The sequence below is a fragment of the Streptomyces diversicolor genome (genome assembly GCF_057537855.1).
On the sequence record NZ_BAAJXA010000008.1, the window covers coordinates 136,251 to 151,383 of the forward strand.

At 70.0% G+C, this 15,133-nt stretch carries 15 protein-coding genes; 9 read left to right on the forward strand and 6 right to left on the reverse strand.

The window, feature by feature from the left end; genetic code table 11:
• Positions 1–299: 299 nt before the first annotated feature.
• On the reverse strand, positions 300–1,379 hold the full coding sequence (gene hisC / locus AC27LF_RS11720; protein WP_479656883.1) for a histidinol-phosphate transaminase: 1,080 nt from the start codon (positions 1,377–1,379) through the stop codon (positions 300–302).
• A 439-nt stretch (positions 1,380–1,818) separates the two neighbouring features.
• On the opposite strand from hisC, the gene AC27LF_RS11725 reads away from it, so the two are divergent.
• The 3 genes from AC27LF_RS11725 to AC27LF_RS11735 all read left to right on the forward strand — a co-directional run bounded on the left by AC27LF_RS11725 (position 1,819) and on the right by AC27LF_RS11735 (position 5,277).
• Entirely contained in the window at positions 1,819–2,931 is a 1,113-nt protein-coding gene (locus AC27LF_RS11725) for a LacI family DNA-binding transcriptional regulator (RefSeq protein ID WP_479656884.1), read from the forward strand.
• A 218-nt stretch (positions 2,932–3,149) separates the two neighbouring features.
• Positions 3,150–4,226 (forward strand): metallophosphoesterase, encoded by a 1,077-nt coding sequence (locus AC27LF_RS11730; RefSeq protein ID WP_479663594.1) that lies wholly within the window; start codon positions 3,150–3,152, stop codon positions 4,224–4,226.
• Positions 4,227–4,407: 181 nt separating this feature from the next.
• Positions 4,408–5,277 (forward strand): hypothetical protein, encoded by an 870-nt coding sequence (locus AC27LF_RS11735; protein ID WP_479656886.1) that lies wholly within the window; start codon positions 4,408–4,410, stop codon positions 5,275–5,277.
• Between the two features lie 127 nt (positions 5,278–5,404).
• Here the strand turns inward: AC27LF_RS11735 and thiC are convergent, their stop codons facing one another.
• On the reverse strand, positions 5,405–7,240 hold the full coding sequence (gene thiC, locus AC27LF_RS11740; RefSeq protein WP_479656887.1) for a phosphomethylpyrimidine synthase ThiC: 1,836 nt from the start codon (positions 7,238–7,240) through the stop codon (positions 5,405–5,407).
• 241 nt (positions 7,241–7,481) lie between these two features.
• On the opposite strand from thiC, the gene AC27LF_RS11745 reads away from it, so the two are divergent.
• Positions 7,482–8,948 carry a YibE/F family protein gene (locus tag AC27LF_RS11745; protein ID WP_479656888.1) on the forward strand — a complete coding sequence of 489 codons (1,467 nt, stop codon included), beginning with the start codon at positions 7,482–7,484 and terminating at the stop codon, positions 8,946–8,948.
• Between the two features lie 114 nt (positions 8,949–9,062).
• On the opposite strand, the gene AC27LF_RS11750 is transcribed toward AC27LF_RS11745, so the two are convergent.
• The 4 genes from AC27LF_RS11750 to AC27LF_RS11765 all read right to left on the reverse strand — a co-directional run bounded on the left by AC27LF_RS11750 (position 9,063) and on the right by AC27LF_RS11765 (position 11,378).
• A complete protein-coding gene (locus AC27LF_RS11750; RefSeq protein WP_404023743.1) occupies positions 9,063–9,500 on the reverse strand; it encodes an SsgA family sporulation/cell division regulator in 438 nt (145 codons plus the stop codon).
• A gap of 99 nt (positions 9,501–9,599) precedes the next feature.
• Complete coding sequence (locus tag AC27LF_RS11755) at positions 9,600–10,460, reverse strand: IclR family transcriptional regulator (RefSeq protein WP_479656889.1); 861 nt, start codon at positions 10,458–10,460, stop codon at positions 9,600–9,602.
• A 194-nt stretch (positions 10,461–10,654) separates the two neighbouring features.
• Complete coding sequence (locus AC27LF_RS11760; protein ID WP_351730797.1) at positions 10,655–10,867, reverse strand: DUF5326 family protein; 213 nt, start codon at positions 10,865–10,867, stop codon at positions 10,655–10,657.
• A gap of 193 nt (positions 10,868–11,060) precedes the next feature.
• The gene (locus tag AC27LF_RS11765; RefSeq protein ID WP_404023740.1) at positions 11,061–11,378 is read right to left on the reverse strand and encodes a cupin domain-containing protein; all 318 of its coding nucleotides are present in this window, start codon (positions 11,376–11,378) and stop codon (positions 11,061–11,063) included.
• A 59-nt stretch (positions 11,379–11,437) separates the two neighbouring features.
• Here AC27LF_RS11765 and AC27LF_RS11770 point away from each other — a divergent pair, with 59 nt between their 5' ends.
• From AC27LF_RS11770 to AC27LF_RS11790, 5 genes are all read left to right on the forward strand, one after another.
• Positions 11,438–11,818 carry a phage holin family protein gene (locus tag AC27LF_RS11770; RefSeq protein ID WP_479656890.1) on the forward strand — a complete coding sequence of 127 codons (381 nt, stop codon included), beginning with the start codon at positions 11,438–11,440 and terminating at the stop codon, positions 11,816–11,818.
• 7 nt (positions 11,819–11,825) lie between these two features.
• Positions 11,826–12,317, forward strand: a complete 492-nt coding sequence (locus AC27LF_RS11775) for a low molecular weight protein-tyrosine-phosphatase (RefSeq protein ID WP_479656891.1) — start codon at positions 11,826–11,828, stop codon at positions 12,315–12,317.
• Complete coding sequence (locus tag AC27LF_RS11780; RefSeq protein ID WP_479656892.1) at positions 12,314–13,462, forward strand: cystathionine gamma-lyase; 1,149 nt, start codon at positions 12,314–12,316, stop codon at positions 13,460–13,462. The genes AC27LF_RS11775 and AC27LF_RS11780 overlap by 4 nt, the downstream gene beginning before the upstream one ends.
• 195 nt (positions 13,463–13,657) lie before the next feature.
• Positions 13,658–14,563, forward strand: a complete 906-nt coding sequence (locus AC27LF_RS11785) for a LysR family transcriptional regulator (RefSeq protein ID WP_479656893.1) — start codon at positions 13,658–13,660, stop codon at positions 14,561–14,563.
• Positions 14,564–14,649: 86 nt separating this feature from the next.
• Positions 14,650–15,132, forward strand: coding sequence for an NUDIX domain-containing protein (locus AC27LF_RS11790; protein WP_404023732.1), 483 nt, complete (start codon positions 14,650–14,652; stop codon positions 15,130–15,132).
• The last annotated feature ends 1 nt before the right edge of the window (position 15,133 follow it).

A 15,133-nucleotide genomic window follows, 5' to 3' on the forward strand; every position in this document is an offset into this window, starting at 1 on the left:
GTGCGGCAGTCTGCCCCTTTTGTCACACCCATCAGCGGAGCAAACGGGACACGCTTGTGAACGCGTTCACATTCACAAGCAATTATGACGCATGCCCGTTCGACCCCGGAGGGGTGGGGGGTCCCTAACGCAGACCGACCGGATCCGGCGGAAGGGGACCGATGGCCCCATGGCGACGCCCGCCTGCGGAAACACACCCGGGACGGGCGAGACGGGCGAATGACTCCCCGGCACACGTGTGGCCCGTTTCACGTGAAACGGGCCACACCGGGTCGTCGCGCCCCGAGGGGCGGAGGAACCTACAGCTCCTTACGGAATGCCTCGGTCACCTTCAGGAAGATGTCGTTCGCCTCGTTCTCGCCGACCGTCACCCGCACCCCCTCGCCGGCGAACGGCCGGACCACCACCCCGTGCCGCTCACAGGTCTCCGCGAAGTCGTTGGTGCGCTCCCCCAGCCGCAGCCAGACGAAGTTGGCCTGCGTCTCGGCGACGGTCCACCCCTGGGCCCGCAGCGCGTCGACCACCCGCGTCCGCTCGCACACCAGCGAGCCGACCCGGCCCAGCAGCTCGTCCTCGGCGCGCAGCGAGGCGATGGCCGCCTCCTGCGCGAGCTGGCTCACCCCGAACGGCACCGCCGTCTTGCGCAGCGCCGCCGCCACCGGCTCATGGGCGATGGCGAAGCCGACACGCAGCCCGGCAAGGCCGTACGCCTTGGAGAAGGTCCGCAGGACGCACACGTTCGGCCGGTCCCGGTACAGCTCCACCCCGTCCGGCACCTCGGGGTCGCGGATGAACTCCCGGTAGGCCTCGTCGAGCACCACCAGGACATCGGCCGGCACCCGGTCGAGGAAGCGTTCCAGCTCGGCCCGCCGCACGACGGTACCGGTCGGGTTGTTGGGGTTGCACACGAAGATCAGGCGGGTTCGGTCGGTGATCGCGTCGGCCATCGCGTCCAGGTCGTGCACCTCGCCTGGGGCGAGCGGGACCTGTACGGACCGGGCACCGCTGATCTGCGTGATGATCGGGTACGCCTCGAAGGACCGCCAGGCGTAGACGACCTCGTCGCCCGGGCCGCTGGTGGCCTGGACCAGCTGCTGGGCCACGCCGACGGAACCGGTGCCGGTGGCCAGGTGCGCGAGCGGGACGGCGAACCGCTCCGACAGCTCGTTCATCAGCCCGGTGCACGCCATGTCCGGGTAGCGGTTGAAGGACGAGGCGGCGGCGGTCACGGTCTCCATGACACCGGGCAGCGGAGGATACGGGTTCTCGTTCGAGGAGAGCTTGTAGGCGGCCGGGCCACCCGCCGCCGCGGGCTTGCCCGGCTTGTAGGTGGGGATTCCCTCCAGCTCGGCGCGCAGCTTGGGGCTCGTCTCGCTCACCGCAGTCCTCCTCGCGACCACCGGCGGACCATCGACGCCGCCGGCATCCAATACTCCTCACCATATGAGGATTCGGCGTCCCTGCGTACCGGCCGGGACTTCTGGGAAGCGATGAGGGGCAAACCTCACGAACCCCACGGGCATCAAGGGCATCGTGGAACGAATCAGCATGAAACAGGGGGCGCGTCGCACATATATCTACGCGCCGGTGGCTTACGCCCTGGCGCGCATCCCTCGTGCAGGTGAGTTGAGACCTCTTCGAAACATCGGACACTTGGCAGGCCCCTGCGCGTCGGTACGTCACGTCCTGCCATTGTATCGTTCAACTGGCTTTCTTTCTAAGGAAGTTGACCCGTTTTGACCATGCAGAAACGTGCCTGTCAATGCAGGCATATGCGTCCGCACTACCCCACCGCATGAGCCCTACTATCGGCTCGCCATGACAGCAGCAGGGAAGCACCAGGTGAGCCGCGCGGAAACCTCACGTCGAGGCAGCCGGCCGGGTCGGGCGGGCATCAGAGACGTCGCCGCCGCCGCCGGAGTCTCCATCACAACCGTCTCCGATGCCCTGAACGGCAAGGGCAGACTCCCGGACGCCACCCGCCGTCATGTCCGCGAGGTCGCCGACCGGTTGGGCTACCGCCCGTCGGCAGCGGCACGCACGCTCCGCACGGGCAAATCGGGCCTCATCGGCCTCACCGTGACGACGTACGGGGATGAACCTTTCACCTTCACCGAGTTCGCGTACTTCGCCGAGATGGCCCGGGCCGCCACCTCCGCCGCGCTCGCCCGCGGCTACGCACTGGTGATCCTGCCCGCGACCTCACGCCACGACGTGTGGTCCAACGTCGCCCTGGACGGCACCGTCGTCATCGACCCCTCCGACCAGGACCCGGTGGTCAGCGAACTGGTCCGGCAGGGCTTACCGGTCGTCTCCGACGGCCGCCCCGCGGGCCGACTCCCGGTCACGGCATGGGTCGACAACGACCACGAGGCCGCCGTCCTCGGCATCCTCGACCATCTCGCCGAGGCGGGCGCCCGCCGCATCGGCCTGCTCACCGGGACGACGACGGACACCTACACCCATCTGTCGACCAGCGCCTATCTGCACTGGTGCGAGCGCGTCGGACAGGACCCGGTCTACGAGGCATACCCGGCGCACGACCCCTGCGCCGGCGCCGTCGCCGCGGACCGGCTGCTGGCCCGCCCGGACCGCCCCGACGCCGTCTACGGCCTGTTCGACCCCAACGGCACCGATCTGCTCGCCGCCGCCCGCCGCTACGGCCTGCGGGTCCCGGACGACCTGCTCCTCGTGTGCTGCAGCGAGTCGACCGTGTACGCGAACACCGAGCCGCCCATCACCACGCTCTCGCTGAAGCCGCGCCGCATCGGCACGGCCGTCGTCCAACTCCTCATCGACGCCATCGAGGGGGTCGAGTCGGACCGGCCGGTCGAGCAGGTGATACCGACCGAACTGATCGTGCGCACGTCGTCCCAGCGGCGTCCGCCGCGCACGACGGTCAGCCCGCCCCGGGTACCGGAGGAGAACTAGTGCCGGGGCCGGCGGCGGGTGCGCCCCGGCCCCCGGCGGTGACAGCAGCGACCAATCGGGGCGAATGCCGCGATGATCCGCGCTCCTGCCCCGATTCACCACCCCTGGGTCATCACATGGCGCGATCCGCATTCCTATGATGGGCCCACGACACCGCGGACCGCTGCGACCAGGCAGTCCGATGTGGTGCAGATGCGGCGCGATGGTGGAGGGGTCGGATGACTCAGGGGGCCGGTCAGGGACCCGAAGCGGAGCGGACGGCGACGTTGCGCGACTTCCGGGTGCCCGCGTACGTCAACGACACCGGTCCGTACGCCCCCAGCGCCCACCCCGGCGGCACCGTCACGCCCGTCGAGGAGGGCTACCCGGAGGGCTACACCCCCACCGAACGCGACCTGCCCGTCATCACCCGCGGTGACACGCCCCAGGCGCCCGTCGAACCCGCGCCCGCCCCCGCCGCGCAGCCGGCGGCCGGTCCCGGCGCGCTGTTCGTGGTCGGCGATGTGCACGGGTACCTCGACGAACTGGTCGCCGCCCTCCAGCACAAGGGCCTGATCGACGCCGCGGGCCACTGGTGCGCGGGCACCGCCCGGCTCTGGTTCCTCGGTGACTTCACCGACCGCGGCCCCGACGGCATCGGCGTCATCGACCTCGTGATGCGGCTGTCCGCCGAGGCCGCCGCGGCCGGCGGCTACTGCAAGGCCCTCATGGGCAACCACGAACTGCTCCTGCTGGGCGCCAAGCGGTTCGGCGACACCCCCGTCAACTCCGGCGCGGGCACCGCCACCTTCCAGGCCGCCTGGCTCCTCAACGGCGGCCAGAAGACCGACATGGACCGGCTCCAGGACCACCATCTGCAGTGGATGGCCCGCCTCGACGCCGTCGAGGAGGTCGACGGCTATCTGCTCGTGCACTCCGACACCACCGCCTACCTCGACTACGGCGACTCGATCGAGGCCGTCAACGACACCGTCCGCGAGACCCTCACCCGCAATGACGCGGACGAGTGCTGGGATCTGTTCCGCAAGTTCACCAAACGCTTCTCCTTCCGCGACGAGGGCGGCGCCGACGCCGTCCGCTCGCTGCTCGATACGTACGGCGGCACCCGCATCGTTCACGGCCACAGCCCGATTCCCTATCTGCTCGGGCAGGTCGGCTCCGAGGACGGCGAAGAGGGCGCCGGCCCCGTGGTCAAAGGACCGCACATCTACGCCGACGGGCTCGCCATCGCGATGGACGGCGGCGTGACCATGGCCGGAAAGCTGCTGGTCCAGCAACTTCCCCTGGATATCTGAGGGTTCTTGGGGCAGGCGCCCCGCCACGACGTCCGCGCCGGCCGGCTGCCAATTTCCGGCAACCCCCTGTCACCGCGCACCGTCACGGCTCTACCATCGGCTTATCCGTAGCAGGCTCCCCTCCGTTTCTGCCCGACGGCTCGCCGGCGTGCGAGCCCCAAGCCCTACGGAGCATCGGGGGATGCACATGAACAGCGTTCCGCAGCACCTGCTGAACGAGGACCGCCAGGACTATGAGCGGATCCTCGATGAGGCGCTGCGCTCCGCACCACACCGCCCTGACCTCGCCGCTGTGGGACAGCGGCTGAACTCCGAACAGCTGCGCACGATGGCGCTGAACGCCTCCGCACTCATCACGGCGGCCGCGGCGACCGAGTACCAGCACTATGTGAAGGTCCGCGAGGAACTGCGCCAGCCGGCGCCGTCCACCCCGTCGTCGTCCACCCGGGAGTCCGGTTCCACGGACCCGGGCTCGGGCGCGGTGGGGCTCGCCACCACCCTGGGCGAGGCCACCGAGACCACCGGCGCGGGCGCCATCGCCGTCGTCGCGGTCCTGGCCCCTGTCCTCGCCGGAACCGCCGCGGCGATATTCCTGCTCGTCGGCTACGTCCTGAAGATGCTCGACCCCGAGCCGGCGTTCGCCCAGACCATGCTCACCGCGGGCTGGGTGTTCGGTGCGGTGACCGCGGCCGCGATCCTCGTCGCCGCCGTCGGCCTGCTGCTCACCGCCCTGCGCAACCGCCCCTCGCTGGAGGTGGGAGCGTACGCGGCGGCGAACACCGAGTTGGTCCGGGCCCGGGAAGCCTGGCAGGAGGCCCTGCTGGAACGGGGCATCCTGCCGTTCCTGCGGGACGCGCTGGCGGAACCCGGCACGACAGCGACCCTGCGCACGCACCCGTCTGCGCCGACCAGCCGCATGCCGCGCCTCGGCTACGGCCGCCCGGGCTTCAGCAGCCCCGAGGACGGCTCCGCACCGGGCTCACGTCCGAGCTTCAGCAGCCCGGACTACACGAGCCCGGACTTCGGCGGCCCCGACCACCAGCCCGAGTGATCCCGGCTTGCGCCCCCGCGGGGGCGCAAGCCGGGCACCCGGTTGAACCCGTCGGCTCCCCGGACGCCCCGACGCCGGGAACGCTGTTTTCCGGCCACGTTCCCGGGTGTTCGGGACGACGCCGCGATCAGTCGGCGATCGGCAGGTACACGCGATTGCCGCCGGCCGCGAACTCCTTCGACTTCTGGAGCATTCCCTCGGCGATGTCCTCCGGGGAGGCCCCGTCGGCCGCGTCACCGCCGAACCGTTCCGTGATGCTGTGGCTGATCTTCATCGAGCAGAACTTCGGTCCGCACATGGAGCAGAAGTGAGCGGTCTTGGCGGGTTCGGCCGGAAGCGTCTCGTCATGGAACTTCCGTGCCGTGTCCGGGTCCAGGGCGAGGTTGAACTGGTCTTCCCACCGGAACTCGAAGCGGGCGTCGGACAGCGCGTCGTCCCACTCCTGCGCACCCGGGTGCCCCTTGGCGAGGTCGGCCGCATGGGCGGCGATCTTGTAGGTGATGACGCCGGTCTTGACGTCGTCCCGGTTGGGCAGGCCCAGGTGCTCCTTGGGCGTGACGTAGCAGAGCATGGCCGTGCCCCACCAGGCGATCATCGCGGCGCCGATGCCGGAGGTGATGTGGTCGTAGGCCGGAGCGACGTCCGTCGTCAGCGGGCCGAGGGTATAGAACGGAGCTTCATCGCAGATCTCCTGCTGAAGGTCGATGTTCTCCTTGATCTTGTGCATCGGGACGTGTCCCGGGCCCTCGATCATCGTCTGTACATGGAAACGCCTGGCGATCCGGTTGAGTTCCCCGAGCGTGCGCAACTCCGCGAACTGCGCCTCGTCGTTGGCGTCCGCGATCGAACCGGGGCGCAGGCCGTCGCCGAGCGAGTACGTGACGTCGTAGGCGGCGAGGATCTGGCACAGTTCCTCGAAGTTCTCGTACAGGAACGACTCCTTGTGGTGCGCCAGGCACCAGGCGGCCATGATCGATCCGCCGCGCGAGACGATGCCGGTCTTGCGGTTCGCGGTCAGCGGCACGAACGGCAGCCGCACCCCGGCGTGGACCGTCATGTAGTCCACGCCCTGCTCGGCCTGCTCGATGACCGTGTCCTTGTAGATCTCCCAGGTCAGTTCCTCGGCCCTGCCGTCGACCTTCTCCAGGGCCTGGTACAGCGGCACCGTGCCGATGGGCACGGGGGAGTTGCGCAGCACCCACTCGCGGGTGGTGTGGATATTGCGCCCGGTGGACAGGTCCATGACCGTGTCGGCGCCCCAGCGGGTCGCCCAGGTCATCTTCTCGACCTCCTCCTCGATGGAGGACGTCACCGCGGAGTTGCCGATGTTGGCGTTGACCTTCACCAGGAACCGCTTGCCGATGATCATCGGCTCGATCTCCGGGTGGTTGACGTTGGCGGGCAGGACGGCCCGTCCGGCGGCGATCTCCTCGCGGACAACCTCGGGAGACACGTTCTCCCTGACCGCCACGAACTCCATCTCCGCGGTGATCTCGCCCCGCCGCGCATGGGCGAGTTGGGTGACCGCCCCGCCGTCACGGCTCCGGCGCGGCTGGCGCGGGCGGCCCGGGAAGACCGCGTCCAGGTTGCGCAGGCCACCGCGCGGCGAGGTGTGCTTGATCCCGTCGTCCTCGGGACGGACGGGGCGTCCCGCGTACTCCTCGGTGTCACCACGGGCGATGATCCAGTTCTCGCGCAGCGGCGGCAGGCCCCTGCGGACATCGGTCTCGACGAGCGGATCGGTGTACGGGCCCGAGGTGTCGTAGAGCGTCACCGACTCCCCGTTGGTCAGGTGGACCTGACGGACCGGCACCCGCAGATCGGGGCGCGAGCCCGCGACATACCCCTTGTGCCAGCCGATGGCCCGGCCCGCCCCCGCGTCTTCGGCGCCCTCGGACCCGTTGACGGATCCGTTCACCGCATGTTGTGTGGAGGCAGGCGTGCGTACGTCCTTGTTGGTCATGAGACCTACTCCCTACGCCGGCATTACCCGGTAACAGGTTCGGCGGTCGACGCAGCGGTGTCCGTCCGTCGGTGCTTCCTGTGAAACATCACTTGTTCCACGTGAAACATCGCGAAGACGGAGGTCAGCGCCCTCTCAGCCCGGTGCTCCGAGCTCCCGCGTGTGCAAAGGTGCCTCCACGCTAGCGTCAATTCGGGCGCGGTGAACAGAGGGCCCCTGTCGTTCTTGCGATGATCGGTCGGTGACCACGATGCAGCAGTCCCCCCACCCCCCGTCCGGGCCGCAGCGCGGACACGGCTCGGCACAGGACGGCGGACACGGCCACGAGGGCCACGATTCCGGCGACGTCCATGGGCCCGGCCATGGACATGGGCCCGGCCACGGCCATGCGCACAGTCACGGTCATGGCCCCGCGGCGCCCGTGTCCAAGCATCTGCGCAAGGTCATCGCGGCCGTCCTCATCCCGTTCGCCGCGGCGGTCGTCGTCGGACTCGTGGTGCTCTGGCCCGGTGGCGCCCCGTCGCACGAGCGCACCGGGGTGGGCTTCGACCGGCAGACGCAGCAGGCCACGGTCACCCGGGTCGTCACGGTCAGCTGCAAGTCGGTGAACGCCTCGGGGGACACCCCGACCGGTGACACCTCCACCGCCGAGGGCAGCTCCGCACAGCAGCAGGCAACCGGCACCTGCAAGAAGGCCACGATCCGGGTCGACACCGGCAAGGACGAGGGCCGTACGTTCACGGAGATCGTCCAGCCGGACCAGTCACGGCAGTTGCACCAGGGCGAGAAGGTCGTCGTCGCCTACGAGCCGTCGGCGCCGAAGGACCTGCAGTACTCGGTCACCGACGTGAACCGGAAGTTCCCCCTGGTGCTGCTCGCCGGCATCTTCGCGCTCGTCGTCGTGGCGGTGGGCCGGATGCGTGGCGTGCTGGCGCTGGTCGCCCTGGCCATCAGCTTCCTGGTGCTGACCCTCTTCATCCTGCCCGCCATCCTCCAGGGCTCGAACCCGCTGGTCGTGGCGGTGGTCGGAGCGAGCGCCATCATGCTGATCGCCCTGTACACCTGTCATGGGCTGTCGGCCCGGACCTCGGTGGCGGTGCTCGGCACACTGGTCTCGCTCCTGCTGATCGGCATCCTCGGCTCGGGGTTCATCGGCTGGGCGGCGCTGACGGGCAACACCGACGACAACACCGGCCTCATCCACGGTCTGTATCCGGCGATCGACATGAGCGGTCTGCTCCTGGCCGGCGTCATCATCGGCTCACTGGGCGTCCTGGACGATGTGACGGTGACCCAGACGTCGGCCGTCTGGGAGCTGCACGAGGCGAATCCCTCGATGGGCTGGCGCGGTCTGTACCGGGCGGGCATCCGTATCGGCCGCGACCACATCGCATCCGTCGTCAACACGCTCGTCCTCGCCTATGCCGGTGCGGCGCTGCCGCTGCTGCTGCTCTTCTCGATCGCGCAGAGCAGTGTCGGCACGGTCGCCAACAGCGAACTGGTGGCGGAGGAGATCGTCCGCACCCTGGTGGGCTCGATCGGCCTCGTCGCCTCGGTGCCCGTCACCACGGCGCTGGCGGCACTGGTGGTGTCGGCCGACCGGCCGGGGCAGCGGCCTACGACTCCCGCGGGGGCGGCCCAGCCCTCCGCGGGAGCGGGGCAACCCGCCGTGGCGCGGGGCGGACGGGGCAGGCGCCGCAAGCGGTGACGTCCCGCGCGGCGGACGCGGCGGAGCCGGCGGAAGGCCGCGGACGGACAAGGAGAAGCGTTCCTGCACAATCCGGTGCGGCCCGCTCAAGCGGGCTCTGTGACGCAGGACGCCTCAGCCGGCGCTCTGCTCCTCGGCCAGGATGCGGTCCAGGGCCTCGTCGAGATGGGCGTCGAAGTCGGCCAGCGCCCCCTCCTGGCCCAGCGGCACCAGCTTGTCCGTACGGTCCAGGAACGCCACCAGCGGTGGCGCCGAGGAGCGGAACACGGCCTGGTCGCCGCCGACCTGAAGCCGGATCAGCACCTCGCCCAGGACGTCGGGGTCGCTGGGCGCGATGTGCACATCCCCGTCCCCGCACGGCCTGCCCACACCGTCGACCAGCAGCTCCCGCCCGAAGGCCCAGGTCACCGGGGCGTCACCGGGCAGATGGAAGGTCAGCCGTACGGCATAGGGATCACAGGTCTCGTACCGCAGCTCCACCGGAATGCGGAAAGAGAGCTCCTCGGACACGAGAAAGCTCATCATGACCTCTGCCTGTACGGACTCGCGCATCGCCTACCCCGTCGTGTAACGCCGACCGGCCTCGAATGACCCCACTGCCACTGAGGGCATCTTGCTGAACGTATGCGACAGATCACAAGGAGTGAGTTTTCAGATACTGATAGAGAGCGCGAGTGCCCCGAGATGGCGTCCGATCCCGGCCTGCAGTTGCTCCACCGCGGGCAGCAGCCGGTCCGCCTGGCGGGCGGGCATCGAGATGGCCATCGTGGCCGCCGTGGCACCGACCGTGATCGGCACGGCGGCGCAGACCGCGCCCAGTGCGTACTCCTGCCGCTCCGTCACCGGTTCCATCCGCCGCATCCGCTCCAGACGCCGCAGCAGGCTGTGGTCGTCACGCACGGTGTACGGGGTGAGGGACTGCACCGGGTAGCGGTCGAGGTGGTCGCGGCGCGCCGCGTCGTCCAGCTGGGACAGCAGGCACTTGCCGATCGCGTGCGCGTGCCCGGTCTCGCGGAAGTCGGCCCACTCCTCGACCGCCGGGTTGCCCGGGGTGTCGGAGACGCACACGACGTCGATCTCCCCCTCGCGGTACACGGCGTAGTACACGGGCACGCCGATGGAATCGCGCCAGCGCGCGAGCGTGGCGGCCACCGTGCTGCGACGTTTCTGCTTCGCGCCGCTGCCACTCAGCCGCACGGCCGCCTCACCGAGGAAGAACAGGCCCTTCTCGCGGCGCAGATAGCCCTCGTGCACGAGGGTGCGCAGCAGGTGGTACGCCGTGGGGAGCGCCAGCTTGGTCTCGCGGGCCAGTTGCTTGGCGGGCGCTCCGTACTCGTGCCCGGCGACGCACTCCAGCAGGCGCATCGCGCGCTGCACGGATCCGATGAGGGTCGCGGAGTGCGGCTGCTCGGGGATGGCCGCGGCGGGCGGCCGCTGCACGGGAGGCGCGGCGGTGGGCGCCGGAAAGGGAGACGAGTGCGTCTCCGCGGGTGCGGTGTCAACCGTGGCCAAGGTCACTCCCGAAGCGCGAGGGGCAGCCCGTGCGGGGGAACCCGGGTGGGGCCTGCACCGCCCGGAGGGGCTGGACCCCGCGTGGATCTCCGGACTCTAACCGTCGGCCGCGGCAGGGGGCCGGTCCGCCCGGAAACTTCCCCCGCGCGAGGGAACCGGTGATTCCTGTTACCGCCACCGTTGTCCCAGGGTGCTCACCAGTCGCCGCGCGACGAGGAGCTGGACATGAACTTCCGCACCACGTAGATGAGTCCGCCGACCAGCGCCACGAAGATCAGCGCCTTGAAGAGCAGGCCGATCACGAAGCCGACCACGGTCGCGATCAGACCGCCGAACACGACCAGGGCGATGACCGGCACCGCGACCCACTTCACCCACCACGGCAGTCCCGCGAAGATCTCTCGCATTGCCCTCGTCCTTCTCTGCGTTGCCAGGCGTTCCCGGACACGCTCCACGTGTCCGAGGGTCCTCGACGCCTGTCGATGTCTCGATGGTCGTCGATGTCCCGCTCTCGATGCTAGGGCCGCGGGGCGCCGCCGCGGGGGCCTCGCACCCCTTGTCCGCCCCTGACCGTTCCCCTAGGGATCCTGGGGGCCCAGGTCACGCCTCGGGCGGAGAGAAGACCACCAGGACCCGCAGATCCTCGCTGATGTGATGGAACTTGTGGGGCACACCGGCCGGCACGTACACCACGCTGCCGCGCGCCACCTGTGTCGTCTCCGTGCCGACGGTGATCGAGGCACGACCGCTCACGACGAAATACACCTCGTCCTGGCGGTGCGGCTGCTGCGGGTCGTGCTCGCCCGCATTCAGCGCGTACAGACCGACCGACATGTTCCGTTCGCGCAGAAACTGCAGGTAAGCGCCCTCGTTGGCGGCGCGCTCCGCCTCCAGTTCGTCCAGCCGGAATGCCTTCATCGCCCTTGCCGCCCTCGCCCCGCTGCTCGTCGCCGATCTCGTCTGCCACGATCAGACACATGAAGAATTTCGTAGTCAAGACGATCGCCAATGCGGGTGCCCTGGCCGTCGCCGTATGGCTGCTCGACAAGATCACCCTGACAGGCGACAGCACCGCCAAGAAGATCGGTACGCTGATCGTCGTCGCCCTGATCTTCGGCCTGGTGAACTTCCTGGTCAAGCCGATCGTGCAGGTGCTGACCTTCCCCTTGTTCATCCTGACGCTCGGCCTGATCACCCTGGTGGTCAACGCGCTGATGCTGCTGCTGACCTCATGGGTGTGCGACAAGCTCCAGCTGAGCTTCCACGTGGAGGGGTTCTGGACCGCCGTCCTCGGCGGCCTGATCATCTCGATCGTGTCCTGGGCGCTGAACCTCGTCCTGCCCGACGGCAGGGACTGAACCCGCGATGACCTACCGCGTCTGCTTCGTCTGCACCGGCAACATCTGCCGCTCCCCGATGGCCGAATCCGTCTTCCGCGCCCGCACGGCGGAGGCGGAACTCGCGGATCTCGTGGAGGTCGACAGCGCCGGCACCGGCGGCTGGCACGAGGGCGAGGGCGCCGATCCGCGCACCGTCGCCGTCCTGGAAGAACACGGCTATGACCTCGACCACACGGCCCGGCGGTTCCAGCCGTCGTGGTTCCCCCGGCTCGATCTGGTGATCGCCCTCGACTCCGGGCACCTCAAGGCCCTGCGCCGCCTGGCACCCACGGAGGAGGACGCGCGCAAGGTGCGTCTGCTGCGCTCGTACGACCCCGGCGCCGGGGACGACCTCGACGTGCCCGACCCGTACTACGGGGGGCCGGACGGCTTCGCGGAGTGCCTTGAGATGGTGGAGGCGGCGAGCACAGGGCTGCTCGCCGCCGTACGCGACCATCTGGAGGGACGGGCCGCATGAGCGAGACCACCGAGGACGCCGGCCGTCCCGGCGAGGGCACACGCGCGGTCCGCGCCGGGCTGCCCGAGCCGGTCAAGCACGAGCCGACGCTGCCCGGGCCTGTCTTCGCCGCGCATTTCCATCTGCCCGGCGAGGTGACGGGCCCCTACTCCTACGGCCGTGACGACAACCCGACCTGGACGCTGCTGGAAGACGCCATCGGCGAGCTGGAGGCCCCCGGGCGGGACGGTGTCGAGACGCTGGTGTTCGCCTCCGGCATGGCGGCCATCTCGGCGGTGCTCTTCTCCCAGCTGCGCGCCGGGGACACGGTCGTGCTGCCCTCCGACGGCTACCAGGTGCTGCCGCTGGTGCGCGCCCAGCTGGAGGCGTACGGCATCGAGGTGCGCACCGCGCCGACCGCGGGCGACGCCCAGCTCGACGCGCTGGACGGGGCGAAGCTGCTGTGGATCGAGACGCCGTCGAACCCCGGGCTCGACGTGTGCGACATCCGACGCCTGGCCGAGGCGGCACACGCGCGTGGTGCCCTGGTCGCCGTCGACAACACCCTCGCCACGCCGCTGGGGCAGCGCCCCCTGGAGCTGGGCGCGGACTTCTCGGTGGCCAGCGGCACCAAGCAGCTCACCGGCCACGGGGACGTGCTGCTGGGCTATGTCGCCGGGCGCGATCCGGAGGCGATGGCCGCCGTGCGCCGCTGGCGCAAGATCGTCGGGGCGATCGCGGGGCCCATGGAGGCCTGGCTCGCACACCGTTCCCTCGCCACGCTCCAACTGCGCGTGGACCGGCAGGACGCCACGGCGCTCACCGTCGCCCGGGCGCTGCGGGACAGGCCCGAGGTGGCCGGTCTGCGCTATCCGGGGCTGCCCGACGACCCCTCGCACAAGGTCGCCGCGCGGCAGATGCGGCGCTATGGGTCCGTGGTCTCCTTCACGCTGCCCACGCGCGCGCGTGCCGAGCGTTTCCTGGAGGCGCTGCGGCTGGTCGAGGACGCGACGAGCTTCGGCGGAATCCGGTCCACAGCCGAACGCCGTGGCCGCTGGGGCGGAGACCCGGTCCCGGAGGGGTTCATCCGCCTGTCGGTCGGCGCCGAGGACCCCGAGGACCTGGTGGCCGATCTGCTCCGTGCGCTGGACGAGTCGGCTCCATGACCGGATGACGGGCGGTCCGAGCCTCCCCCCTCGTGGCTCGGACCGCCGCGGTTCCGCGCGCGAAGAACCGCGTCAACAAGGCTAGTTGACTCTCTGTCAGTGTCCAATCACAGTAGCGACAGAGACCTATCGACTTATTTATCGTTGCCCCCCGCCGGGGGCCGCGCAGGGGGCAGGGGAAGGGGAGGGCATGCCATGGATCTGGCCTTGCTGCGCACCTTCGTGACCGTGCACCGGGCCGGCTCCTTCACCCGTGCCGCCGCGCTGCTGGGTCTGTCCCAGCCGGCGGTCACCTCCCAGATCCGGACGCTGGAGCGGCAACTGGGCCGCCCCCTGTTTCTGCGCCAGGCCCGCGGGGTGACCCCGACGACCATCGGCGACGAACTCGCCCACAAGGCCGCCCCGCATCTCGACGCCCTGGTGGAGATCACCGAGACCGGCCTGGACGACGAGTCCGCCCCGCGCACCCTGCATCTGGCCGGCCCGCCCGAGTTCACCGCCGAACGTGCGCTCCCGGCGCTCACGGAACTCACCGGCGACGACGGCCAGGGATTCGCCCTCCGCGCGTCCTTCGGCAACGCGGAGGAGATCCTGGAGGGGCTGGCCGCCGGACATCACGATCTCGCCATCGGCACGGCCCGCCCCCGCGGTGCCCTGCTCACGGCGACCCCGCTGTGCGACGAGGAGCATGTCCTGGTCGCCGCCCCGCGCTGGGCCGAGGAGATCGACGCCGGGCGGTTGCGCGACAAGGGGGCGCCGGCCCTGGAGAACCTGCCCGTCGTCGAGGTCCACGAGTCGCTGCCCTTCGTCTCCCGGTACTGGGCCTCCGTCTTCGACCGTCGCCCGGCCGCCTCGGGCACCGTGATCGTCCCCGATCTGCGAGCGGTCCTCGCGTGTGCGACGGCGGGCGCCGGCCTGGCCGTCCTGCCGCGCTATCTGTGCGCTTGCGCCCTCGACCGTGGCGAGGTGATCGCGCTGCACGAGCCCCCGGTGCCGCCGCTGCGTACATACTTCCTGGTGGTGCGCACCGGCACGCTCGCCATGCCGCACATCGCGCGGGCGCACGAATGGCTCCAGCGGGCGGCCACGGACTGGAACTGAGCGGCCCATGGCCGGGTCACACCGTGCGGTCGGACCGAGGCACTTTGCGATGTTTCACGTGGAACCAGCCGGGCCACATTTCCTCCATGACCGTCCGACCCGTGGTCAAGCGCACCGCACGCGCCGTCCTCCTGGACGGCGACGACCTGATTCTGATCAAGCGCACCAAGCCCGGAATCGATCCCTACTGGGTCACCCCCGGTGGCGGGGTCGAGCCGAAGGACACAACCGTCGTCGACGCCCTGCACCGCGAGGTGTACGAGGAACTAGGCGCCAAGATCACCGATGTGGTGCCCTGTTTCGTGGACACCGTGGAGCACATCGGCGAGGACGGCGGCGCGACCGGTGTGAAGGTGCAGCACTTCTTCGTCTGCCGACTGGAGTCCATGGACCCGGCCCTGCGCCACGGCCCCGAAGTGGACGAGCCCCTCGGCGAGTACGAGATCGTGCGGGTACCGTTCACCCGCGTCGGCATCGCCTCCGTCCATCTCGTGCCGCTGTCGCTGCGGCACTATCTGGACGGCAATATCGAGGGTGTGCGCGCCATGCACGCCCCGGACCTCGGCTGAC

Excerpts from the sequence above, each read along its gene's own strand:
- AC27LF_RS11725 (WP_479656884.1), top strand. The coding sequence starts at position 1,819 with ATGACAGCAGCAGGGAAGCACCAGGTGAGCCGCGCGGAAACCTCACGT.
- AC27LF_RS11730 (WP_479663594.1), top strand. The coding sequence starts at position 3,150 with ATGACTCAGGGGGCCGGTCAGGGACCCGAAGCGGAGCGGACGGCGACG.
- AC27LF_RS11735 (WP_479656886.1), top strand. The coding sequence starts at position 4,408 with ATGCACATGAACAGCGTTCCGCAGCACCTGCTGAACGAGGACCGCCAG.
- thiC (WP_479656887.1), bottom strand. The coding sequence starts at position 7,240 with ATGACCAACAAGGACGTACGCACGCCTGCCTCCACACAACATGCGGTG.
- AC27LF_RS11750 (WP_404023743.1), bottom strand. The coding sequence starts at position 9,500 with ATGCGCGAGTCCGTACAGGCAGAGGTCATGATGAGCTTTCTCGTGTCC.
- AC27LF_RS11760 (WP_351730797.1), bottom strand. The coding sequence starts at position 10,867 with ATGCGAGAGATCTTCGCGGGACTGCCGTGGTGGGTGAAGTGGGTCGCG.
- AC27LF_RS11765 (WP_404023740.1), bottom strand. The coding sequence starts at position 11,378 with ATGAAGGCATTCCGGCTGGACGAACTGGAGGCGGAGCGCGCCGCCAAC.
- AC27LF_RS11770 (WP_479656890.1), top strand. The coding sequence starts at position 11,438 with ATGAAGAATTTCGTAGTCAAGACGATCGCCAATGCGGGTGCCCTGGCC.
- AC27LF_RS11775 (WP_479656891.1), top strand. The coding sequence starts at position 11,826 with ATGACCTACCGCGTCTGCTTCGTCTGCACCGGCAACATCTGCCGCTCC.
- AC27LF_RS11780 (WP_479656892.1), top strand. The coding sequence starts at position 12,314 with ATGAGCGAGACCACCGAGGACGCCGGCCGTCCCGGCGAGGGCACACGC.
- AC27LF_RS11785 (WP_479656893.1), top strand. The coding sequence starts at position 13,658 with ATGGATCTGGCCTTGCTGCGCACCTTCGTGACCGTGCACCGGGCCGGC.
- AC27LF_RS11790 (WP_404023732.1), top strand. The coding sequence starts at position 14,650 with ATGACCGTCCGACCCGTGGTCAAGCGCACCGCACGCGCCGTCCTCCTG.